Genomic DNA, 19,492 nt, shown 5'->3' with positions numbered 1-19,492 from the left:
ACGTGAGTCGGGACCCACTGCTCGAAGTCCGCGGGCTGGAGAAGCACTACCCGGTGACGAAGGGCGTCCTTCGCCGCGAGGTTGGCCGCGTCAAAGCCGTCGACGGCATCGACTTCACCCTCCACCGCGGTGAGACGCTCGGTCTCGTCGGCGAGTCCGGGTGTGGCAAGTCGACCGCGGCGACCTCACTCCTTCGACTAGAAGAACCGACCGACGGTGAAGTCGTCTTCCACGGCGACGTTCCTGCCGACGGGAGCGGGTCTGGCATCGGGTCGCTCGCGTCTGGGCTCTCACGGTCGGCCGACGGCAAATCGCAGGACGACCGCGACGTACTCGGATTCTCCTCGACGCAGCTCAAGCGGTTCCGACGCTCAGCCCAGATGATCTTCCAGGACCCGTCGAGTTCGTTCGACCCCCGGATGAGCGTCGGCGAGTCGGTCGCCGAACCGCTGCTCATCCACGGGATGGCCGACGAAGAACGTCGTCGGGCTATCGTCGAGGACCTGCTCGAACGGGTCGGGCTCTCAGCCGACGATTACGACCGCTACCCGCACGAGTTCTCCGGCGGGCAGAAACAGCGCATCGCCCTCGCCCGCGCGCTCGTCGTCAATCCGGAAATCGTCGTCGCTGACGAACCAGTCTCCGCGCTCGACGTGTCGATTCAGGCCGAAATTCTCACGCTCATGCGCGACCTGCGCGACCGCTTCGGCCTGTCGATGCTGTTCATCAGCCACGACCTCGGCGTCATCCGCGAAGTCTGCGACCGCGTGGCCGTGATGTACCTCGGCGAAATCGTCGAAGTCGCGCCGACCGAGGAACTGTTCGAGGACCCGCAACACCCCTACACGCAAGCCCTGCTCGCGTCGATTCCCCGACCAGACCCACGCCAGCGCGGCCTCGGAATGGAACTCACCGGCGACGTGCCAAGTCCTGAGAGCCCGCCTGCTGGCTGCCGGTTCCACACTCGCTGTCCGAAAGTCATCCAGCCCGACCACCTCGACCTACCCCAAGAACAGTGGCGGCGCGTCCTCGACTTCCGCCATCAGGTCGCTGCTGGCGACGTGGACCGCGATGGCGCGGTCGAACTCGCGCTCGCACGGAGCGACGCGAGCAGTGAAGACACGCTCTCGCAGGCAGACCTCCGGTCGGCGCTGCGCGCCGAGTTCGACCTACCCGAGGCGCTGGCCGACGAACAGGCCGAGTCGACGCTGGCCGACGCCATCGGACACGTTCTGGGCGGTGACACCGACGCAGCGAGCGAGACCATGGCCGACGACTTCCACACCGTCTGTGAAGAACGCGCGCCGACACTCGAAGCAGTCGGCGACGACCACGTCGCCGCCTGTCACCTCGTCGAACCCGTCGCCGAAGTCGAGTCGCCGACCGCCGCAGACGACTGACCCTGTCTGCTGGTTTTACGTCTCGTCTCCTCCTCGCAGTAGTCATGAGTGGCGACCTCCACGTGCGCGGCTTCGACCATCGCGACATCGACCGAATCGACGCGGTACGACGCGCGGCCCTCCGCTCGGCTGGTGTCTCCTTTGGTGACGCCGAAGAAGACAGCACAGTCGAAGCTATCCGGGCGAATTTTCTCGATGGCGATGGCGCGTTCCTCGTCGGGACGGTCGACGAGGAAGTCGTCGCCACGGCTGCATTTCGCCCCGCGAGTCCGGACCTCACCGACGTGTTCGGAAGCATCGACGACACGACGGCCGAAGTGAAGTGGGTACACGTCGCCCCAGACCACCACCGCCGCGGATTCGCGTCGACGATGCTCGCGGAACTGATGTCGCTCGCGAGAGGGCGCGGCTACGAAACGTTCGTCCTACACACGAGCGAGTACCAGACGGCTGCGCACCGGTTCTACGAAAACCACGGCTTCGAACTGGTCGCCCAGACGGACGTCGAACTCGACGGCGAGTCGTTCGAGGCGTGGCACTATCGGAAGCAGTTGTGAGTGGCCACCGAACGGGGTAATGCGCACTTCCTTATTCGACCCACCCGATGACTCGACGTATGACCGAACCGAAGGTCGCAGTCGTGACCGCGGCGGGGAGCGGAATCGGTGAAGCGTGCGCACGGAAACTCGACGAAGACGGCTACACACCTGTGCTGCTCTCGCGGTCGGGGAGCGCCGTCGACGTCGCGACGGAACTCGGCGGGGACGGGTTCGAAGGCTCCGTGACGAATCCCGACGACCTCGCAGCGCTCGTCGAAGCGACGTACGAGCGCTACGGCCGTATCGACGCCGTGGTGAACAACACGGGCCACCCGGCGTCCGGTGACTTACTCGACCTCTCAGACGAGGAGTGGCACGAAGGGCTGAACCTCGTGCTGTTGAACACGGTCAGGATGGCACGACTCGTCACCCCCATCATGCGGGAACAGGACGGCGGGGCGTTCGTGAATATCTCGACGTTTTCCGCCTTCGAGCCGTCGAGTTCGTTTCCGGTCTCGTCGGTACTGCGGGCTGGTCTCGGCAGTTTCACCAAGCTATACGCCGACCGGTACGCGGCGGACGGGATTCGGATGAACACGGTACAGCCGGGGTTCGTCGACAGTTACGACATCGACGAGGAGACGAGAGACCGAATCCCGATGGGTCGACGTGGACGAACTGGGGAAATCGCCGAGACGGTCGCCTACCTCCTTTCACCTGCATCGAGCTACATCACCGGCCAGAACATCCGTGTCGACGGCGGCCTCACGAAGTCGCTGTAGGCACTCGTGGCTATTTCGTTTTTTCCACGACTCGTTCGACTACACTCGTCTCTCGTCGATTTGGTTCTCGAAAAATAGCGGGAGGTAGATTTGAACCTCACTCGCTTCGCTCGCTGGTTCAAACTACCGTGACCGGATTTACGACTCACGGACTCGTCGCTTTGCTCCTCGTCGTTGTTCGTCGTAAAAGTAGCGGGAGGTAGATTTGAACTACCGATCTGCGGGTTATGAGCCCGCCGGAATCTCCTGGCTATCCCATCCCGCTACCATCACGTATCCGGGTCGAACAGATAAGGGTTGTGAGTTGGATGTCGCCTCCGTCAGTGACATTCGTGAGGATTTCGAACCGGGTCGTGATTAATTCTGTTCGGTGGTCTCGACGATTCGGGTGACAGACAAGTGGGAAATTTGGTAAGAAAACGATCGACTCGCTCACCGTGTGAGTTCTGAGGGATAAGCGAGAGGTAGATTTGAACCTCGGTCGCTTGTCTCACTTCGTTCGACGCGCTCCCTGGTTCAAATCTACTCGTGGCTATTTTCGAGAATAAGCGACTCACTCCTCGCTACGCTCGTCTCTCGTCGGTTTGATTCTCGAAAAATAGCGGGAGGTAGATTTGAACTACCGATCTGCGGGTTATGAGCCCGCCGGAATCTCCTGGCTATCCCATCCCGCTATCATTACATACCCGAGTCCACTACTTAAGGCCTATGATGCGGCGGCCGTGTGCGTGTCGCTCCCACGCTGCCCGCTGGCGATTTTCGACACGGCCGACGCGGAAAATATCTCGTGGCGACACTCAGTCGTGGACCTTCCACGTGAACAGGCTCTCGGCGACGTAGTTGACGAGCATCCCGACGCCGATACCGCCGACTTTCGAGACGACGAACCAGCCGTCGATGCCGAGGACGGTCGTCGACAGCGAGACACTCCCGATGACGAGGGCTTCGAGGGCGACGACCCGGTACAGCAGTCGGAACGTGAGGAGTTGGACCAGAATCCCGCCGGCCCGAACGACGTTCGAGCGAGCGAGTCGCTTGAGCGTCGGGAACAGTCCGTTTTCGCCCTCCTCGGAGAACGTCCAGTTGTCGTTGAGGAGGAACATGACGACGACGGCGACTTCGATGCCGACGAAGACGGCGAGTTCGGGAAACACCCCGAGTTCGCGCAGCACCGTCGCGGTCGTTACGTCGAAGGCCGCGCCGACGACGCCGACCGAGGCGAACTGGCCGAAGCGGACGCCGGAGAGGAGTGCCTCGGCTTTCTCTGTGGGCGATTCGCCGTGGCCGTCGCCGTCAGTCATCTGTGTCGACTGTATGGCGTTCGACCAGTGCGAGGCGGTTCTGGCGACGGGCGGAGATGAACGTGTGGACCGGATTGCCCCGCAGTCGCTGTGCACGGTGGCGTGACTTGGCCAGCGACACCGCGAGTTCGATGGTCGTCCCGATGGGCGAGACGGTCGACTCTGGCTGGTCCTCCCACGTCACCGGGACTTCGGTCGCACTGAAGCCGAGCGCGGTGGTGATGGCTACCAGTTCGATGTCCCAGGCGAACCCGGGTTCGTAGAGGTGGTCGCGGACGTGGTTCCACACCTCGGCGTCGATAGCCTTCGCACCGCACTGGAAGTCGTAGAAGTCGACGCCCAGTGCTTGCCGGGCGAGCCAGGCGAAGCCGTCGCCGAGATAGCGACGAGCGAACGTCTGGTGCGAGCGCACGTCGGCCTCGGGGTGCCGGCGTGAGCCGACGGAGAGTCCGACGTGGTTCTTCTGGACTGGCTCGACCACGTCGGCGATGGAGTGTGCCGGGGTCGCGCCGTCGGCGTCGGCGAACGCGAGGACGTCGGTGTCCAGTCGCTCGAAGCCACAGGTGATGGCTGCGCCTTTGCCGCGGCGGCTGTCGGCTGGGTAGACACGGCCGGGCGCGTCGCGGAGAGCGGCGACGACGGCCGACGTTGGCGCGTCGAGTTCGACGACGAGTTCAGCCGGGTCCAGCCGGTCAGTGAGGGCGTGCAGGAAGTCGACGAGTGTGTCGACGTTGGGGTCGTACGCGGGGACGACGATCCCGACGGACCGTGACATCAGTACGGATAGGGTCGCCCGAGAGAGTAAAAGGATTCGCTTCCGCTTGATGAAAGGTCGGGACTTCGTGGATGTTCGTTGAGAGTGGATTCGAGCACCGGCGTCGCGGGTGTGAGTACGGGAAGGCAGCCCACTAGCGCCGACGGTAGATACCGCAGCCACACCCTCCCCAACCGACTCCCTCCGCTTCGCTCCGGTCGTCCCTCGCGCGATGTCTCTTCGCGGTCTCACTCCGTTCGACACGCTCGCCAGCGCGCGCCAGAGCGGCTGTGTCGGCGCACGTCTGCAAACACTAGTCCAGTCACATCGACGATTCGAAGGGAAAAACCCTTAGCCGCGAAAGCCCCGATTCTGGGCAATGGAATACGGGCTGGTCGTCCTCTGGTTCGTGATGCTGGTCGGACTGACCGCCATCACTGCGCCGCTCGCGGCGCTGTTGTTCTCGCCGTTGTCGGACCGCGGCGGGTCGCTCGCCCTCCCGCTGGCGCTCGCCGTCGTCGGCGTCGTCGGCTACTGGGTCGGACAGGTCGCGTTCGGCTGGCCGGGACTCGTCGCCACGCTCGTCGTCCTCGGCGGCGGCTCGGCGTACGCGCTCTGGAGCGACGTGGAGACGGACTGGCGAGCGGTCGGGCGCGGACTCGCGGTGTTCGGTATCGGGTTCGCGCTCATCGTCCTGATTCGTGGCGCACAGCCAGCCATCGTGGCTGGTGGCGGTGAGAAGTATCTCGACTTCGGACTGCTGAAGACGCTGCTCCGGGCGAATCAGCTCCCGCCGGAGGACTTCTGGTACGCGGGCGACCGCGTACAGTACTATTACGGTGGCCACCTCGTCTCGGCGCAGTTGACGCGCCTCACCGGGATTGCCCCGCGGTACGCGTACAACCTCGCGCTGGCGACGTTCTACGGCGCGTTGCTCACCACGGCGTTCGGCGTGGCGCGGAACGTCGCCGTCGAACGAAATCTCCCAGCCACGCTCGCTGGGGCGGCGGCGGTGTTCTTCGTCGGCTTCGCGAGCAACCTCACGCCGCTGGTTCGGGCGTTCATCTGGCTCCTGCCGGCGAGCATGAAGTCTCCCATCGAGACGAACTCGAACCACCCTGGTCCCGAGGCGGTGGAGGCGTTCGGTGTCCGGTGGAGTCGGCTGGCGACCGGTCCGGAGGACTTCCACTACTGGACGGCCTCGCGAGTCATCCCGAACACCATCAACGAGTTCCCGCTGTTCGCGTGGCTCAACGGCGACCTCCACGCGCACATGATGAGTACACATCTCTTGCTGCTCGCGGCCGCGGTTGCGCTCGCCTACTGGCTGACGCCGCAGGCACAGGTCTGGCGGCGTCGGTTCTACCTGTTCGTCTGCGCGCCCGTGCTCGCGGGCTGGCTCGCCATCGTAAACACGTGGAGCTATCCATCGGTGGCTGGCGTGACGACGCTCGCGGTCCTGTTCGCGGCACCGCACCCGGCCAGCGCGTTCCCGACACGCGTCTGGGAACGGGTCGAACCGGTCGTCGTGGACTCCCGGCCGGCCGCGGAAGCGACCCGACTGCTCGCGGCTGGCTGTATCGGTGTCGCGGTCGGCGTCGGTGGCTTCATTTTCGCCATCCCGTTCTTCAGCGGGGCGACGAGTGGCCAGTCGCTCGCGTTCATGCCTGAGCGGAGTGGCCTACCCGGACTCGTGTTCGTCCACGGAGCCTTCTTGCTGGCGACGCTGGCGTACTTCCTGCCGCGTCTCGCTCCCGACCGTGACCTCGACTTCGGCTTCACCGTGCCGGTGACCGTCATCGCCGTGCTCGCAGTCGCCAACGCGGTCGTCGGCTGGGTTCCGCTCCCGACCGCACTGGTGGGCCTCATCGGCCTGCTCGCCGTGACGCAACTGCACGAGGGCCAGACGGGCGTCGCGGCGGTGCTGTTCGTCGTCGCGGCCGCGCTCGCGTTCCTCTCGGGACCGACCATGGGCCGCGTCGGCGTCTACGGCGCGACGATGCTCGCCGGCGTCGGTGCAGCCACGCAGCGACTGGACGAGGAGACCAGAATCGTTGCGGCTGCCGGGGTCGCCTTCGCCGTCTTCGCTGGCGTCGCGTGGCTGTTCGACGCGGTCGTGCTGGCGGTCGTGACACCAGCACTGGTCATCGGCTGGGTGTTGCTCCGCCTCGACCGCGACCTCGGCTACGAGACGGTCCTGGTCGTCGCTGCGGTCGGCCTCGTCACGATGGTCGAGTTCGTCTACGTCTCAGAGCGCGCCGGAAGTGGCCGGTACAACACCGTCTTCAAGTTCTACATGCAGGTGTGGGTTCTCTGGGCAACTGCGACGGGAATCGTCCTCACCGATGTGGTCGCACGACAGTGGCCACGGTGGAGTGTTGGCGAGCGTCTCGCGGCCAGACGAGGGCCGGGCCTCGCGCGACTCACACAGGTCGCCGCAGTCCTGTTCGCTGTGTTCCTCGTCTGCTCGACGTCCATCTACGGCGCGCTCGCGCTCACCGCGCACTTCGAGCGCCACGACGGGCCGGCGACGCTCGACGGCAAGCAGTGGACCGAGGACTACTACCCGGACCAGTACGCCGCCATCGAGTGGCTGGACGCGAAAGAGGGCCGTCCGGTCGTGGTCGAACGCCCGACGACGGAACACCTCTACAGCGTCAACACGCCGTCGACGCCACTGGTCAGCGGCGTCTCCAGTCTCACCGGCTTACCCACCATCGCCGGCTGGGGCCACGCCTCGAACTACCACACCGAGGACGGCTGGCGAGAACGGATGACCGACGTGGGAGCAGTGTACGAGGGTAGTGAGAGTGAGCGAGCAGCAGTACTACAGAAGTACGATGCCGAGTACGTTTACGTCGGCCCCCACGAGCGCGAACACTACGGGAACGTCGACTTCGCTGGTGAATCGTGGGTCGCCGAGACGAAGGAGTTCGGGGACGTGACGGTCTACGTGGTCGACCAGCAGGCGCTCGCGTCGAGCGCTGACGAGTCGAACGGGTCGAGCGAAACGGTTCGCGCGTAAGGAGAACTCAGGCCGAGGGGGACGCTTTGGCCTGAATGACTTCGACGGCTTCCGCGTCGACGCGGTCGACTTCGAGGTGGTGCGGGATGTAGTTCTGCAGTTCGAAGTCCTCTTTCTCGTCGTCGTTTCCGACGACGCACCAGAGCTGGACTCGGTCCGGCCCGTGCCACTCGCCGTTTCGGCTGATGGAGAAACAGCGGACCTCCTCGTCGTCGTACTTCACGACAGCGCCCTTGCGGATGCCGGGGTCCCCGTGAATGATGAGACGCTTCATGCGCCGAGGTTTGCACAGCGCCCAATTAAGCGTGTCGAAGCACCCGATTCGACTCGTTCACAACGAGCCCAGAAATGATTCTACAGTTACCAATCGTGAAACTAATGTAGTATCGTGCTGAATACTGCAGTCGATAGAGGGTGGGCATGTATAGCACGGAGGCACTGAGCAACACGACAACAGTCTCGAAGGAGGGCGTCCACGTCGAGAAAGGCATCGAACCGGGAGACAACAGAATGACGGTCCACTACCGACTCACGTCGGACCACGACACGGCGGTCGCGGTCAGAATCGTCGAAGCACTGGGGGCTGGCTTCCCGACCGAGGCACTCGACCTCGACGCGGCCGGTCGGAGCGACTGGCTGTTGGAGGGACCGACCTCCCAAGCCGTCCTGATGGCTATTCTCGACCCCGAGAAATCGGTGACGACGCGCTACGTGGTGAACAGCGACGAACCGAAGGCAGTGGAACAGATTTTCGCCGCGCCGACCATCGACGTGGTCGACCCGGTCGAATCCTCCGGCCGGAGCAGTACCGACACTACGCACGAAGACGCAGTCGAAGTACGCCGTGACGCAAGCGAAGTGGGCCGGACCGCTGGTGGGCGGCGACACAGTGGCGAACGTGCTGCAGAATCGACCGGCCACGAAGAGCACAAAACGCACCGAGCGACCGTATCGGCCCCGGCGTCACTCGACGGCGAGACGGTCGTCGATGCGCTGGTCGCGGCACTCGCTGCTGGCGCAGTCGACGACGAGCAGGTGGCGACGCTCCGCAAACACGTCGCCCCACCAGTCTCTCGCAGTGATAGCCTCCGCTTTCGACGACTCCAGTCCCGACTCGAAGACTTCGCAACCTACGCAGACGGCCTCGCCGACCTCATCGACGAACACGGGACGGCTAGTGGCATCGTCGACGACTTGCACGACGACATCGCGGCCGTCCGAGCGTCACTCGACGAGACGGCAGCGCGACTGGACGAAGCGAGCGGCGAGCAGCCCTCTGCGGCGGCCCGCTTTCGTGCGGCTGAAGAACAGTTGACGACCGTGGCGAACCGACTCGACACGGTCGACGACAGACTCACGACGGTGGATACTCACCTCGACCGTATCGAAGCACGCTTCGACCGACTCGACGGGCGAGTAGAGTCGCTCGACGGCCGGGTAGAAGGACTCTCCGTGGAACTCGACGCGGCCCGTTCGGAGACCGCGTCACTCTCCGAGCGTGTCGACGATTCGATGGCCGACCTCGACGACCGTCTCACGTCGCTCGAATCGTCTGTCGAATCGACGGAAGCGTGGCGCGAGCAATTGGGAGAGGCGTTTCAAGGCCGCGTCTTCGGTGGCGACGACGAATTCTCGGCAGAGCACGCAGAGGAGTGAGGGTTTCGGGGGCGTCGTGAGCACGGGTTTCGCGCCGTCCGGAACGGCCGAATCCCGTGCAGTCTGTCGGTCGAACCGAACCAAATGCGTTTTAAAGGACCGTAGCCAAACCCTCCGTAAGGCCGATATCTATGCAGATGCCACGACGTTTCAACACGTACTGCCCGCATTGTAACGAACACCACGAACACGAGGTCGAGAAGGTCCGAACAGGCCGAACGACCGGGATGAAGAAGGACCAGCGCAAGCAGCGCGAGGGGAAGAAAGTCATCGGTAACGCCGGTCGCTTCTCCAAGGTCCCCGGTGGCGACAAGCCGACCAAGAAGACCGACCTCAAGTACCGCTGTGCAGACTGCGGCAAAGCCCACCTCCGTCAGGGATGGCGCGCCGGTCGACTGGAGTTCCAGGAGTAAATCTATGGCAGGAAGTTTCATCAAAGTCAAATGCAGCGACTGTGAGAACGAACAGATCGTCTTCGAGAAGGCCTCGACAGACGTGAACTGCGCCGTGTGCGGAACCACGCTCGCCACGCCGACCGGCGGCAAGGCGGAGATCCCGCACGACATCCTGGAGACGGTCGAAGCACGATGAAGTACAGCGGCTGGCCCGAGAACGGCGAACTCGTCATCGGGAAGGTCGACGAGATCGAAGACTTCGGTGTCTTCGTCGACCTCGAAGAGTACGAGGACAAGCGCGGTCTCTGCCACATCAGCGAGGTCGCCAGCGGGTGGATCAAGAACGTCCGCGACCACGTCCGAGAGGGTCAGACCGTCGTCGCCAAAGTGCTGGACGTGGACGAAGGGTCCCAGCAGATAGACCTCTCCATCAAGGACGTCAACGACCACCAGCGCTCCGACAAGATTCAGGACTGGAAGAACGAGCAGAAGGCCGATAAGTGGATGCTGCTGGCGTTCGGCGAGGACGTCTCCGACGAGAAGTACGCGTCCGTCGCCAACGAACTCCTCGACAAGTTCGGGAGCCTCTACGAGGGCTTCGAGCAGTCGGCAATCCACGGGCCGGAAGCACTCAAAGACCGCGACCTCTCCGACGACGAAGTGGAGATACTCGTCTCCACCGCACGCGAGAACGTCTCGGTCCCGTACGTCAACGTCACGGGCTACATCGACCTGCGGAGTCCGAGTGCGAACGGCGTCGACGACGTGAAGGAGGCGCTCCAGGCAGCCGAAGGTAACGGTGAGGTGCCCGACGAGGTCGAACTCGACGTGACCTACGTCGGGTCGCCCGAATACCGCATCAAGGTGAAGGCACCGAACTACAAGACCGCCGAGTCGGAACTCGAAGCGGCGGCCGAGCGCGCGAAGGTCGAAATCGAATCGCACGGCGGTACCGCGGCGTACCACCGTGAACGTCGGTCCGACGACGAATGAAGTCCGACATCCGGGTGTGTTCGGCGTGGCGCGACCGCCACGAACGCCCGGTGTACACACTTTCTGCGAACTGCCCCGACTGCGGAGCCGAGGCCGTCAACAGTGCGCCTGCACCGTTCGACCCGGCAGACCCGTACGGGGAGTACCGACGCGCTCTTAAGTCGGCCGCACGCGAGTGACGGTATGGAGCAACTCGACATCGAGCGCGTCGCTGAAGCGGAGCTTTCGGACCCAGTGTTCGTGGAAGGACTGCCCGGCGTCGGCCACGTCGGGAAGCTCGCGGCGGAACACATTCTGGACCAGCACGATGGCGAACTGGTCCGCCGGCTCTACTCTCGTGACCTGCCGCCACAGGTCGACGTCGACGACGACGGCGTCGCCGAACTCACACACCTCGAACTGCACGCCGTGGAGACGGACGGCCGCGACCTGCTCGTCCTGACAGGTGACCATCAGGCACAGAGCAACGAGGGCCACTATCGACTCGCCGACGCGATTTTGGACATCGCTGCGGACTTCGGCTGTGAAGAGGCGTACGCACTCGGTGGCGTCCCGACTGGTGAACTCATCGACGAGTACGCGGTGCTGGGTGCGGTGACGAGCGACGACCTCGTCGAGGCGATGGAAGACATCGGTGTCGAGTTCCGTGAAGACGAACCCGCTGGCGGTATCGTCGGTATCTCCGGCCTCGTCCTCGGTCTCGGCCGTCGGCGTGGGCTCGACGCGGTGTGTCTGATGGGCGAAACCTCAGGCTACCTCGTCGACCCGAAGAGCGCACAGGCCGTCCTCGAAATTCTCGAGGAACGGTTCGAGATGGAACTCGATTACGCGTCGCTCGAAGAGCGCGCCGAGGAGATGGAAGAAGTCATCGGGAAGATTCAGGAGATGGAACAACAGCAGGCGAACGTGCCGAGCGACGACGACCTGCGGTACATCGGCTGAGTTTCGGCGTCACATCCGTTTCGGCGTCACACCCATCGTTTTTCGACAGTCGTGGCGGTCTTTTGACGGTCTTTCGACGGCTGTTCCCACACTCACAGGAGTGGCTTCTCGACGTCTCCTTCCAGCGCCAGCGGTTCGTCGGCGCGTTGTTCGTCGCGGTCCCGCAGGTAGACGATCGCCAGTGCGAACACGGCGGCGATGACGATTGCGTCCGCCAGCGGCCCGACCGAGATGGTCCGAATCGCGAACGCGGTCCAGGCGATAGCGCCGACGAGACCGACTCGGATGTTTTGCCACGACCAGTCGCCGCGCTGGTAGAGCGCGAGGCCTCCGAGGGCGAACGCGAGCCAGCAGCCGACGAGCAGCAAGTGGAGCTGAGTCGTCAGGTCCATGTCATCGGTACGGGTGCGAAGCGCATAACCCCGCGAGTGAGGTCACGGTGTGGTCGTTTCGGCGAGGAAGCGACCGATGCGGTCGGCGACCGGCCCGGGGAGTTCTCTGGGCGGCATATGGCCGCAGCCGGGCACGACGTACAACTCCGCATCGGGGAGCAAGGCGTGGGCGCGGATGGCCCAGTCGACCGGCACCAGTCGGTCACGTTCGCCGTGGACGAGTAACGTCGGCACGTCGAGGTCGGGTAACTGGTCGAGGTAGGCGGTTCTGAGCCCGGTCGGTGTGACTTCGTACCGCTGGAACGCCTGCCAGGCGTCGCCCGCGTCGTCGCGGTCGAGGGCGGCGACGCCGTCGGCGCCGAGTTTGTCGTCCGGGGCGACGGTGATTCCCTGGAACGCGAGGCGGCCGAGCAGGTCACTCTGTCGGAGTGCCCACCAGAGCGCGCGGTTCAGGGGTTTCGCGCGGGTGAACCAGTACGCGAGTTTGCCACCGGGGACGCTCGTCCCGAGGCCGTAGCTGTCGACGAGGACGAGTCGGTCGACCCGGTCTGGGAATCGGGTCGCGAACTCCAGCGCGACGCCGCCGCCCATCGAGATACCGACCAGTGCGACGCGGTCGTGGCCCAACTCGTCGAGGAACTGGTCGAGGACGTCCGCGTAGTACGACAGTGTAGGCGTCTCGGCCGGTGGGCCGCTGTTGCCGTAGCCCGGCCAGTCGGGCGCGAGGACGTGGTCGTCGGAGGCCAGTTCGGGGAGGAGGTAGCGCCACGAGAGCGCGGCTTCGTCGAGGCCGCCGCCGTGGAGGAGGACGACGGGTGTCCCCGTCGACTCGGCGTCGCCAGCAGTGTAGTAGTGCAGGCGCACCCGGTCGAGGTCGAGGTAGCGCGAGAGGGTCGGGTGGCTCGCCGGTCGCTCGGAACTTGGTGGTTCAGTAGTGGCCATCTGTCACAGATACGGCAGCAGCGGTCAAGTCGTTTCCTCCAATTCCCGCAATCGCTAACCCCCGCCTCCGTTGCACTCTTTAGCCACGGAAGCGTATCTTCTGGCAAGAGGGAAACACGCGTGTTCGAGTTCGGTTTCGATTGGCTGGCGACACTCCCGTCGTGGTTGCTCCTCGGCGTCTCACTCGGCGCAGTGTTCGCTGTCTTCTCGGCCTCGATGTTCGTCGTCGGCGAGTACTTCTTCCCGGAGGCCACGCAGCGCGGGGTAGACCCATCGCTCTCTGGTGAGGCGAGGCGGCGAGAGGAGATACGCTGGTACCTGACCGAAATCGGTGAGCGATTCGCCGAAGACCATCCGGTCGACGGACACCCGGTCGCGTTCTACCTGCCCGAACGTGACGTTGCCGTGACGTTCGATGCCCACGCGTTCTTCCGTATCCAGTCGACGGGCACGCACGCAGTGCTGTGCGAACACGAGATGCACGGCCACCACCTCGGCAAGCGACTACCGTTCGAGGTACCAGAAATCGAGTGGAAGGCGACCGACGAGGACGCGGACATCATCGCACAGGCGTTCCACGCACTGGGACTCACGACGTCGGCGTCCACCGAGGAGGTCCGTACTGCGTATCGCGAACGCGTCAAGCAAGTCCACCCCGACCACGGCGGGACCGAAGAACGATTTCGCGAGGTCAGAGAAGCGTACACGACCGCCAAAGAACACGCGGCCGACTGAGTTCGACGGCGACCTGTGCAACCCGAAGCCAGCCGATTCGCGGCCCGGGAACCGACAGCAGACACGGTTACGCTTCGGTAACCAACTGCTCGGATGGCAACAAGATTTTATGCGTTCTCTACGTGCCCCCCTACATGAACTTCCCCCCTGTTGCGACCCTCCCGAGCGTGTTCGGCATGCCGTTGCCGGACCTGCTCGCGTGGGTCGTCATCGCGGCGTTTCTGGTCGGGGCTCTTCTCGACCAGTACGACCGCGATATCGCGCGGCGGTGGCTGGCGGGTACGTGGGTGGTGTTCGGCGTGTTCTGGCTGCTGGTGTTCCCGCACTTCGCGTTCGAAGTCCGGAGTTTCGTCGAAGGTGGGCTCTCCCTCGTCGCGGTGCCAGCCTGTATCTACACCGGCTACCTCATCTGGGGCGGCCGCGAGGGCTTGCACACCCTGTCGAAGGCTGTCGGCGTGATGGGACTCATCTACCACCCGACGCAGGCGATTCCGGCCGTTCGTAAGTTCCTCATCGAGCAGGTCGCCTGGCAGGTGTATCAGGGCATCACGCTGCTCGGCTACAACCCCGAGTTCACCACCGGCCCCGACTACGGCTACTTGAACAAGTACGTCTTCGCAGACTTCTCGACGTACATCGTCTACGCTTGCACCGGCATCGGCTCCATCGCCATCTTCGCCGGCCTCATCGTGGCCGTCCAAGCCCCGCTCCGTCGCAAACTGAAGTCGTTCGCACTGGCCGTGGGCGTCATCTGGGTGCTCAACATCATCCGGAACGTGTTCGTCGCTATCGCCGCAGGCAAGCTCTGGTTCGAGCAGGGTCCGGTCTTGTGGCTGGCCACGACTGCGGGCGTGGAGCAGGGACACGAGTCCTTCTGGTTCGCACACAGCGTCCTCTCACAGACGCTCTCCGTGTTCGCACTCGTCGGTATCACGTGGGCAGTCGTCCACGTCCTGCCGGAACTGCTCTCCATCCTCGAAGAGGTGCTCTTCGTGGTGACTGGCACCGAGTACGACCTCGAAGACGCACTCGGCGTGAACGAACCGGTTCGGGCCGACGGCGGCACTGTCGACGGCGAGCGCTGACGTGGACCGTCGAATCGAGTTCGCCGACCGGGCGGCCTACTTTCCCGACGCCGACGCGCTCGTCCTCGCGGACCTCCACCTCGGTCGTGCACACACGTCGAACGTCGACTTTCCGTTGAACGAAGGCCACGAGACCTTGGACCGACTCGACGCACTGCTCGAACAGTTCTCCCCAGAGACAGTCGTCTTCGCGGGCGACGTGTTGCACTCGTTCAAGACGGTTCCAGTTCCGGCTCGCGAAGCACTCGACCGGCTGACCGAGCGAGTCGAGCGAGAGGCGACGCTCGTCGTCGTCCGGGGCAACCACGACGAACAGCTCGACCGCGTGTCCGACGGCGAGGTCGTGGATTCACACCGACTCAGCGATGGGACAGTCGTTTGCCACGGTCACGAAGCACCCGACATCGACAGTGATGCGACCCCCGGCCGGTACGTCGTCGGCCACAACCACCCGACCATCGAAATCGAGAGTCGACGTTATCCCTGTCTGCTGTACGGGCCGAACTGTTACCGCGGTGGCGACGTGGTGATGCTCCCGTCGTTCACGACACTCGCCGCTGGAGTATTGGTCAATCGGAAGCGAGCGAACGACTTCCAGTCGCCCCTGCTGGCGAGGCCGAAGCAGTTCCACCCCGCGGTTCGTGACGAAGAGAGCGAAGAGACGCTGTGGTTCCCCCCGCTGGGGAAACTGCGGCGCATGCTATAGGAGGCAACAGCGCGATACCGCGGGTGTTGTCGAACCTCAGGACAGGTCCGCGACGACTGCATCGGCGGCGACCTTGCCGCTCTCCATCGCAGCTTGAATCGACGACCAGCGTGTGTAGTCGCCGGCGAGGTAGACCGGGTCTTCGGGGTCGCGGGTGTCGGGGAGTGTCTCGGAGAAGCCCGGCGGCTGCTGGAACTGTGCGAACGGGATGCGGTCCGTGTGTCGCAACTCGAATCGGTCGAAGCGACGCTCGGGGTACCACGACGCGACTGTCTCACGCGCGAGTTCGGCGAGTTCGTCGTCGGACTCCTCGCGGTCGCCGAGGAACGTCGCGCTGAGCAGACGGGTCCCATCCGGTGCGTAGGTCTCGGAGACGGCCGTGTGGTCGGCGACCTGATTCGGTGCGTCGGATTCGGTGTTGAGCATGAGTCGCTTCCCCGCGTCGAGCGCACCGGTGTCGTCGATGGCGTACCACTGCGTCACACAGCCGTTCGCGTCGGTCGGAATCGACTCGACACCGGTGAGTTCCTTGGCACGCTTCGGGTCGGTCGCGACGACGACCGCATCGGCAGCAACCTGTTCGCCGCCGAGGTGGACCGTCGCACCCTCGCCGCCGTCGTGACTCTCGACCGCTTCGACCGGCCTGCGTGTCTCGACAGTCGCCCCCGCGGCTTCGGCGCGCTCTCTGAGTTGGATGGCGATGTCACCCATCCCATCGGCTGGGACGGCCGTCTCGCCCGAGGCGAGCATCGTGAAGGTGGCTTCGAACACGCGTTTCGAGGTCGATAGCGACCGGTCGAGCGTGATGCCGCCGTAGAAGGGGGCAGCGAAGTTCTCGACGAACTTCGTCGAGAACCCGCGTGAGTCGAGGTACTCGCGCGTCGACTGGTCGTGGCCCTCGAAGAGCGAATCGAGCGAGCGACCACGAAGTTCTCGGCGCAGCCGCAGTGTGTTCACCTTGTCGGTGACGGTCACGTCACGGTTGAAAATGGACTCGGTGAGCGAGCCGGGGTCGCGGAAGGGGTCGGCGAGGATGGACCGATGGCCGGGGCGACAGAGGCAGGCACCGGGGCTGAACGGGCGCAAGTCCAGCGCGTCGTAGTCGAGTTCGCGCTGTGCGGCAGGATAGGCCGTGAACAGCACCTGAAACCCCCGGTCGTAGATGTAGCCTCCGTCGTGGGTGGAGCGGACCCGACCACCCACGGACTGCTCACGCTCGAACAGTGTGACCGTCGCCCCGGTGTCTGCGAGATGTCTCACCGCCACGAGTCCGGCGAGGCCACCGCCGACGACCACCACGTCGTGTCCAGTCATTACTCGACGTTCGCTGGCGAGCGTGAAAGAGTGCGTGGCTTCGGTAGTCGGGCCCGGGTTCCTGTGCGGCGGCGGGCCGACCGCTCTCCGACGGGTGCGAGATGGACAGGGATTAGGTCGTACCACGCGAAGCCCGGCACATGGAGACGACCGACGCGTTCGTCGGCCTCGACTGCGTGGACTGCGGGGAACGCTTCGACCCCGCCGAGGCGACACACCGCTGCCCAGACTGTGACGGTATCCTCGACCCGGCGTACGACTACGACGCGCTCGACCTCACCCGCGAGGCCCTCGAATCGCGCCGCTTCGACTCGCTCTGGCGCTACGAGGACTTGCTCCCGTTCGCCCGCGAGACGGCCGTCTCGATGGACGAGGGTGCGACGCCGCTCGTCTCGTGTCCGACGCTCGCCGACGAACTCGGTGTCGGCCAGGTGTACATCAAAGACGAGGGGCGAAACCCGACGGGCACGTTCAAAGACCGCGGCCAGACCGTCGCCGTCACCGCCGCCGTCCAGCACGGGGCGACCGACGTTGCCCTCGCTTCGGCGGGCAACGCCGGGCAGGCCGCCAGCGCGTACGCCGCTCGTGCCGGCCTCGATTCGCACGTCTTTCTGCCCGCCCGCTCCGGCTTTACGAACAAGGCGATGGTCAACGTCCACGGCGGGGACATGACCGTCGTCGGTGGCCGCATTTCTGACGCGGGCGCGGCCTTCGCCGACGCGATGGAAGACCCCGAGAACGAGCACTGGTACTCCCTCCAGACGTTCCAGACGCCGTATCGCCACGAGGGGAAGAAGACGATGTACTACGAACTCGTCGAGCAACTGGACTGGGACGTGCCGGATGCTGTCGTCTACCCGACTGGCGGGGGCGTCGGCCTCGTCGGGATGCACAAGGCCGCGGGCGAGTTCGAGGATCTGGGTCTGGCCGACGAGACGCCAGCGTTCTACGCCGCGCAGGCGACCGGCTGTGCGCCCATCGTTACCGCGTTCGAAGACGGCCGTGACGTTCACGAACCGTGGGAACACCCAGACACCATCTGTGGCGGTATCGAGATTCCCGACCCGGGCGCGAGCCCGTGGATTCTCGAGGTACTGCGCGAATCCGACGGCGGTGCCGTGGCGACGAACGACGACGAGATTCTCGACGCGGCCATCACCGTCGCCCAGCACGAAGGACTGGAGATGGGTGCGACCTGTGCCGCGGCCGCCTCGGGTGCGTGGGAACTGTCCGAGCGAGGGGAGTTCGGCGAGGACGACACGCTCGTCATCATGAACACCGGCACCGGAAACAAGGACGACGACGTGCTGCGCAGTCACCTGATGGGTAAGGGTATCTGAGCAACGTGAGGAGATAGACGACGAACGGCCGTCTCAGTACTGCTTCTCGGTGAGCAGGTACGTCGAGCCACCGCGGCGTTCGAACGTCACCGGGCCCTCGCGAGCACGGCGACGGGCGATGTCCGCGACCGATTCTGTTCGGAGGTCCGTGACGTCGATGCGTCGCCGGACCGGTTCCGCGGGTTCTGCGGGGTCCGCGTCTTCCGGGGTGGCGAGTACGTTCATACTGGACAACAGGACTGGTTTCGGTATTAAAGCGACCCACGCGGAGTGAAAGTGAAACTGACCGACAGCGATGGCCTGTGTCGACTGTTCGCATAGTTAGTGGATGTCGAACCACGCTGTCGCTGGACGGCTGTCCTCGTTCGCTGACCGTAGAACTTTAGGTTTAGACGGGGCTAATTCCGGGTAGAATGCTCAGTGACGTCATGGAGGACTACCTGAAGGCCATCTACTACCTGCAGGAACACGAGGGCGTCCCAGTCACGACCTCGCAAATCGCGGAGTATCTCGGCGTCACTGCGCCCACGGTCACGAGTATGGTCGAGAAACTCGACGACCGCGGGCTCGTCCACCGCGAGAAGTACAAGGGCGTCGAACTCACCGAAGAGGGCGAGACCGTCGCGCTCGAAGTCCTCCGGCATCACCGCCTGCTGGAGGCGTACCTGACCGAACACCTCGACTACGACTGGTCGGAAGTCCACGAGGAGGCGGACGTCCTCGAACATCACATCTCCGAAGAGTTCGAACGTCGCGTCGCCGAAGCACTCGGCAACCCGACCGTCGACCCACACGGTGACCCGATCCCGGGTGCAGACCTCTCGCGGCCCGAGGAAACCGGCCTGACTGCTCTGTCGGCGCACGACGAGGGCGCAGTCGTCGAAATCGCCCGAGTCAGCGACCGCGACGAGGAAGAACTTCGCTACCTCAAAGACGCAGGTATCACGCCGGGAACCATCGTCGAAGTGGTCGACGTGGCTCCGTTCGGGATGGTCACCGTCCTCGTCGACGGCCACGAACAGAGCCTCCCGGACGCGGTCGCGAGCTCCATCCGCGTGAAGCCGGTCAGTCACGAACCGGAGCCACCTGTTGGCGACACCTGAGTCCATGCCACGATTCCGACAGCCAGCCGACTAGGTCACTGTCCTCTCACCTCGGTCGTCACAGTGATGGCTGGTTCTCCGAAGCAGT

22 protein-coding genes and 2 tRNA genes are annotated in these 19,492 nt (G+C 64.5%); 15 read left to right on the top strand and 9 right to left on the bottom strand.

Going from position 1 to position 19,492, the window contains the following annotated elements; genetic code table 11:
• Window positions 1-2: 2 nt before the first annotated feature.
• The 3 genes from ACSC1P_RS12845 to ACSC1P_RS12835 are packed head-to-tail and all read left to right on the top strand — an operon-like array spanning window position 3 to window position 2,721.
• On the top strand, window positions 3-1,400 hold the full coding sequence (locus ACSC1P_RS12845; RefSeq protein WP_435361504.1) for an ABC transporter ATP-binding protein: 1,398 nt from the start codon (window positions 3-5) through the stop codon (window positions 1,398-1,400).
• Window positions 1,401-1,444: 44 nt separating this feature from the next.
• Window positions 1,445-1,957, top strand: a complete 513-nt coding sequence (locus ACSC1P_RS12840; RefSeq protein ID WP_435360584.1) for a GNAT family N-acetyltransferase — start codon at window positions 1,445-1,447, stop codon at window positions 1,955-1,957.
• A 59-nt stretch (window positions 1,958-2,016) separates the two neighbouring features.
• Window positions 2,017-2,721 carry an SDR family oxidoreductase gene (locus ACSC1P_RS12835; RefSeq protein ID WP_435360583.1) on the top strand — a complete coding sequence of 235 codons (705 nt, stop codon included), beginning with the start codon at window positions 2,017-2,019 and terminating at the stop codon, window positions 2,719-2,721.
• A 190-nt stretch (window positions 2,722-2,911) separates the two neighbouring features.
• On the opposite strand, the gene ACSC1P_RS12830 is transcribed toward ACSC1P_RS12835, so the two are convergent.
• From ACSC1P_RS12830 to ACSC1P_RS12815, 4 genes are all read right to left on the bottom strand, one after another.
• Window positions 2,912-2,986, bottom strand: a tRNA-Met gene (locus ACSC1P_RS12830).
• 334 nt (window positions 2,987-3,320) lie between these two features.
• A tRNA-Met gene (locus ACSC1P_RS12825) sits at window positions 3,321-3,395 on the bottom strand.
• 123 nt (window positions 3,396-3,518) lie between these two features.
• On the bottom strand, window positions 3,519-4,022 hold the full coding sequence (locus ACSC1P_RS12820; protein ID WP_435360582.1) for a GtrA family protein: 504 nt from the start codon (window positions 4,020-4,022) through the stop codon (window positions 3,519-3,521).
• Entirely contained in the window at window positions 4,015-4,797 is a 783-nt protein-coding gene (locus tag ACSC1P_RS12815) for a glycosyltransferase (protein ID WP_435360581.1), read from the bottom strand. The genes ACSC1P_RS12820 and ACSC1P_RS12815 overlap by 8 nt, the downstream gene beginning before the upstream one ends.
• A 358-nt stretch (window positions 4,798-5,155) precedes the next feature.
• On the opposite strand from ACSC1P_RS12815, the gene ACSC1P_RS12810 reads away from it, so the two are divergent.
• Window positions 5,156-7,801, top strand: a complete 2,646-nt coding sequence (locus tag ACSC1P_RS12810) for a DUF2298 domain-containing protein (RefSeq protein ID WP_435360580.1) — start codon at window positions 5,156-5,158, stop codon at window positions 7,799-7,801.
• 7 nt (window positions 7,802-7,808) lie between these two features.
• On the opposite strand, the gene ACSC1P_RS12805 is transcribed toward ACSC1P_RS12810, so the two are convergent.
• A complete protein-coding gene (locus ACSC1P_RS12805) occupies window positions 7,809-8,075 on the bottom strand; it encodes an HAH_0734 family protein (protein ID WP_435360579.1) in 267 nt (88 codons plus the stop codon).
• A 146-nt stretch (window positions 8,076-8,221) separates the two neighbouring features.
• Here ACSC1P_RS12805 and ACSC1P_RS12800 point away from each other — a divergent pair, with 146 nt between their 5' ends.
• The 6 genes from ACSC1P_RS12800 to ACSC1P_RS12775 all read left to right on the top strand — a co-directional run bounded on the left by ACSC1P_RS12800 (window position 8,222) and on the right by ACSC1P_RS12775 (window position 11,787).
• Window positions 8,222-9,457 carry a hypothetical protein gene (locus tag ACSC1P_RS12800; protein WP_435360578.1) on the top strand — a complete coding sequence of 412 codons (1,236 nt, stop codon included), beginning with the start codon at window positions 8,222-8,224 and terminating at the stop codon, window positions 9,455-9,457.
• Window positions 9,458-9,588: 131 nt separating this feature from the next.
• Window positions 9,589-9,870 carry a 50S ribosomal protein L44e gene (locus ACSC1P_RS12795; RefSeq protein ID WP_435360577.1) on the top strand — a complete coding sequence of 94 codons (282 nt, stop codon included), beginning with the start codon at window positions 9,589-9,591 and terminating at the stop codon, window positions 9,868-9,870.
• 4 nt (window positions 9,871-9,874) lie between these two features.
• Window positions 9,875-10,048: a 30S ribosomal protein S27e gene (locus tag ACSC1P_RS12790; RefSeq protein WP_435360576.1), complete on the top strand. Its 174-nt coding sequence runs from the start codon at window positions 9,875-9,877 to the stop codon at window positions 10,046-10,048.
• The gene (locus ACSC1P_RS12785; RefSeq protein WP_435360575.1) at window positions 10,045-10,845 is read left to right on the top strand and encodes a translation initiation factor IF-2 subunit alpha; all 801 of its coding nucleotides are present in this window, start codon (window positions 10,045-10,047) and stop codon (window positions 10,843-10,845) included. Before ACSC1P_RS12790 ends, ACSC1P_RS12785 begins: the two co-directional genes overlap by 4 nt.
• Window positions 10,842-11,024 carry an RNA-protein complex protein Nop10 gene (locus ACSC1P_RS12780; RefSeq protein WP_435360574.1) on the top strand — a complete coding sequence of 61 codons (183 nt, stop codon included), beginning with the start codon at window positions 10,842-10,844 and terminating at the stop codon, window positions 11,022-11,024. Before ACSC1P_RS12785 ends, ACSC1P_RS12780 begins: the two co-directional genes overlap by 4 nt.
• A gap of 4 nt (window positions 11,025-11,028) precedes the next feature.
• Entirely contained in the window at window positions 11,029-11,787 is a 759-nt protein-coding gene (locus tag ACSC1P_RS12775; RefSeq protein ID WP_435360573.1) for a proteasome assembly chaperone family protein, read from the top strand.
• Window positions 11,788-11,879: 92 nt separating this feature from the next.
• Here the strand turns inward: ACSC1P_RS12775 and ACSC1P_RS12770 are convergent, their stop codons facing one another.
• Entirely contained in the window at window positions 11,880-12,179 is a 300-nt protein-coding gene (locus tag ACSC1P_RS12770; protein ID WP_435360572.1) for a hypothetical protein, read from the bottom strand.
• 42 nt (window positions 12,180-12,221) lie between these two features.
• Complete coding sequence (locus ACSC1P_RS12765) at window positions 12,222-13,121, bottom strand: alpha/beta fold hydrolase (RefSeq protein WP_435360571.1); 900 nt, start codon at window positions 13,119-13,121, stop codon at window positions 12,222-12,224.
• A gap of 120 nt (window positions 13,122-13,241) precedes the next feature.
• Between ACSC1P_RS12765 and ACSC1P_RS12760 the strand changes: the two genes are divergently transcribed.
• From ACSC1P_RS12760 to ACSC1P_RS12750, 3 genes are all read left to right on the top strand, one after another.
• Window positions 13,242-13,856, top strand: coding sequence for a J domain-containing protein (locus tag ACSC1P_RS12760; protein WP_435360570.1), 615 nt, complete (start codon window positions 13,242-13,244; stop codon window positions 13,854-13,856).
• Window positions 13,857-13,990: 134 nt separating this feature from the next.
• On the top strand, window positions 13,991-14,941 hold the full coding sequence (artA, locus tag ACSC1P_RS12755; RefSeq protein WP_435360569.1) for an archaeosortase A: 951 nt from the start codon (window positions 13,991-13,993) through the stop codon (window positions 14,939-14,941).
• 1 nt (window position 14,942) lies between these two features.
• Window positions 14,943-15,647, top strand: a complete 705-nt coding sequence (locus ACSC1P_RS12750; RefSeq protein WP_435360568.1) for a metallophosphoesterase — start codon at window positions 14,943-14,945, stop codon at window positions 15,645-15,647.
• Window positions 15,648-15,683: 36 nt separating this feature from the next.
• Here ACSC1P_RS12750 and ACSC1P_RS12745 read toward each other — a convergent pair whose 3' ends face one another.
• Complete coding sequence (locus ACSC1P_RS12745; protein WP_435360567.1) at window positions 15,684-16,961, bottom strand: NAD(P)/FAD-dependent oxidoreductase; 1,278 nt, start codon at window positions 16,959-16,961, stop codon at window positions 15,684-15,686.
• Between the two features lie 140 nt (window positions 16,962-17,101).
• On the opposite strand from ACSC1P_RS12745, the gene ACSC1P_RS12740 reads away from it, so the two are divergent.
• Window positions 17,102-18,301, top strand: a complete 1,200-nt coding sequence (locus ACSC1P_RS12740; RefSeq protein WP_435360566.1) for a threonine synthase — start codon at window positions 17,102-17,104, stop codon at window positions 18,299-18,301.
• A 33-nt stretch (window positions 18,302-18,334) separates the two neighbouring features.
• Here ACSC1P_RS12740 and ACSC1P_RS12735 read toward each other — a convergent pair whose 3' ends face one another.
• Window positions 18,335-18,526 carry a hypothetical protein gene (locus ACSC1P_RS12735; RefSeq protein WP_435360565.1) on the bottom strand — a complete coding sequence of 64 codons (192 nt, stop codon included), beginning with the start codon at window positions 18,524-18,526 and terminating at the stop codon, window positions 18,335-18,337.
• 188 nt (window positions 18,527-18,714) lie between these two features.
• Between ACSC1P_RS12735 and ACSC1P_RS12730 the strand changes: the two genes are divergently transcribed.
• Window positions 18,715-19,404, top strand: a complete 690-nt coding sequence (locus ACSC1P_RS12730; RefSeq protein WP_435360564.1) for a metal-dependent transcriptional regulator — start codon at window positions 18,715-18,717, stop codon at window positions 19,402-19,404.
• Window positions 19,405-19,492: the final 88 nt, after the last annotated feature.

Origin of the sequence: Haloarchaeobius caseinilyticus (assembly GCF_051207395.1) — an archaeon.
Lineage (GTDB): Archaea > Halobacteriota > Halobacteria > Halobacteriales > Natrialbaceae > Haloarchaeobius.
Note: the sequence above shows the minus strand (reverse complement) of the source record. Positions and strands in the feature narration are given on the sequence as shown.

Excerpts from the sequence above, each read along its gene's own strand:
- ACSC1P_RS12840 (WP_435360584.1), top strand. The coding sequence starts at position 1,445 with ATGAGTGGCGACCTCCACGTGCGCGGCTTCGACCATCGCGACATCGAC.
- ACSC1P_RS12835 (WP_435360583.1), top strand. The coding sequence starts at position 2,017 with ATGACCGAACCGAAGGTCGCAGTCGTGACCGCGGCGGGGAGCGGAATC.
- ACSC1P_RS12820 (WP_435360582.1), bottom strand. The coding sequence starts at position 4,022 with ATGACTGACGGCGACGGCCACGGCGAATCGCCCACAGAGAAAGCCGAG.
- ACSC1P_RS12815 (WP_435360581.1), bottom strand. The coding sequence starts at position 4,797 with ATGTCACGGTCCGTCGGGATCGTCGTCCCCGCGTACGACCCCAACGTC.
- ACSC1P_RS12810 (WP_435360580.1), top strand. The coding sequence starts at position 5,156 with ATGGAATACGGGCTGGTCGTCCTCTGGTTCGTGATGCTGGTCGGACTG.
- ACSC1P_RS12805 (WP_435360579.1), bottom strand. The coding sequence starts at position 8,075 with ATGAAGCGTCTCATCATTCACGGGGACCCCGGCATCCGCAAGGGCGCT.
- ACSC1P_RS12800 (WP_435360578.1), top strand. The coding sequence starts at position 8,222 with ATGTATAGCACGGAGGCACTGAGCAACACGACAACAGTCTCGAAGGAG.
- ACSC1P_RS12795 (WP_435360577.1), top strand. The coding sequence starts at position 9,589 with ATGCAGATGCCACGACGTTTCAACACGTACTGCCCGCATTGTAACGAA.
- ACSC1P_RS12790 (WP_435360576.1), top strand. The coding sequence starts at position 9,875 with ATGGCAGGAAGTTTCATCAAAGTCAAATGCAGCGACTGTGAGAACGAA.
- ACSC1P_RS12785 (WP_435360575.1), top strand. The coding sequence starts at position 10,045 with ATGAAGTACAGCGGCTGGCCCGAGAACGGCGAACTCGTCATCGGGAAG.
- ACSC1P_RS12780 (WP_435360574.1), top strand. The coding sequence starts at position 10,842 with ATGAAGTCCGACATCCGGGTGTGTTCGGCGTGGCGCGACCGCCACGAA.
- ACSC1P_RS12775 (WP_435360573.1), top strand. The coding sequence starts at position 11,029 with ATGGAGCAACTCGACATCGAGCGCGTCGCTGAAGCGGAGCTTTCGGAC.
- ACSC1P_RS12770 (WP_435360572.1), bottom strand. The coding sequence starts at position 12,179 with ATGGACCTGACGACTCAGCTCCACTTGCTGCTCGTCGGCTGCTGGCTC.
- ACSC1P_RS12765 (WP_435360571.1), bottom strand. The coding sequence starts at position 13,121 with ATGGCCACTACTGAACCACCAAGTTCCGAGCGACCGGCGAGCCACCCG.
- artA (WP_435360569.1), top strand. The coding sequence starts at position 13,991 with ATGAACTTCCCCCCTGTTGCGACCCTCCCGAGCGTGTTCGGCATGCCG.
- ACSC1P_RS12745 (WP_435360567.1), bottom strand. The coding sequence starts at position 16,961 with ATGACTGGACACGACGTGGTGGTCGTCGGCGGTGGCCTCGCCGGACTC.
- ACSC1P_RS12740 (WP_435360566.1), top strand. The coding sequence starts at position 17,102 with ATGGAGACGACCGACGCGTTCGTCGGCCTCGACTGCGTGGACTGCGGG.
- ACSC1P_RS12735 (WP_435360565.1), bottom strand. The coding sequence starts at position 18,526 with ATGAACGTACTCGCCACCCCGGAAGACGCGGACCCCGCAGAACCCGCG.
- ACSC1P_RS12730 (WP_435360564.1), top strand. The coding sequence starts at position 18,715 with ATGCTCAGTGACGTCATGGAGGACTACCTGAAGGCCATCTACTACCTG.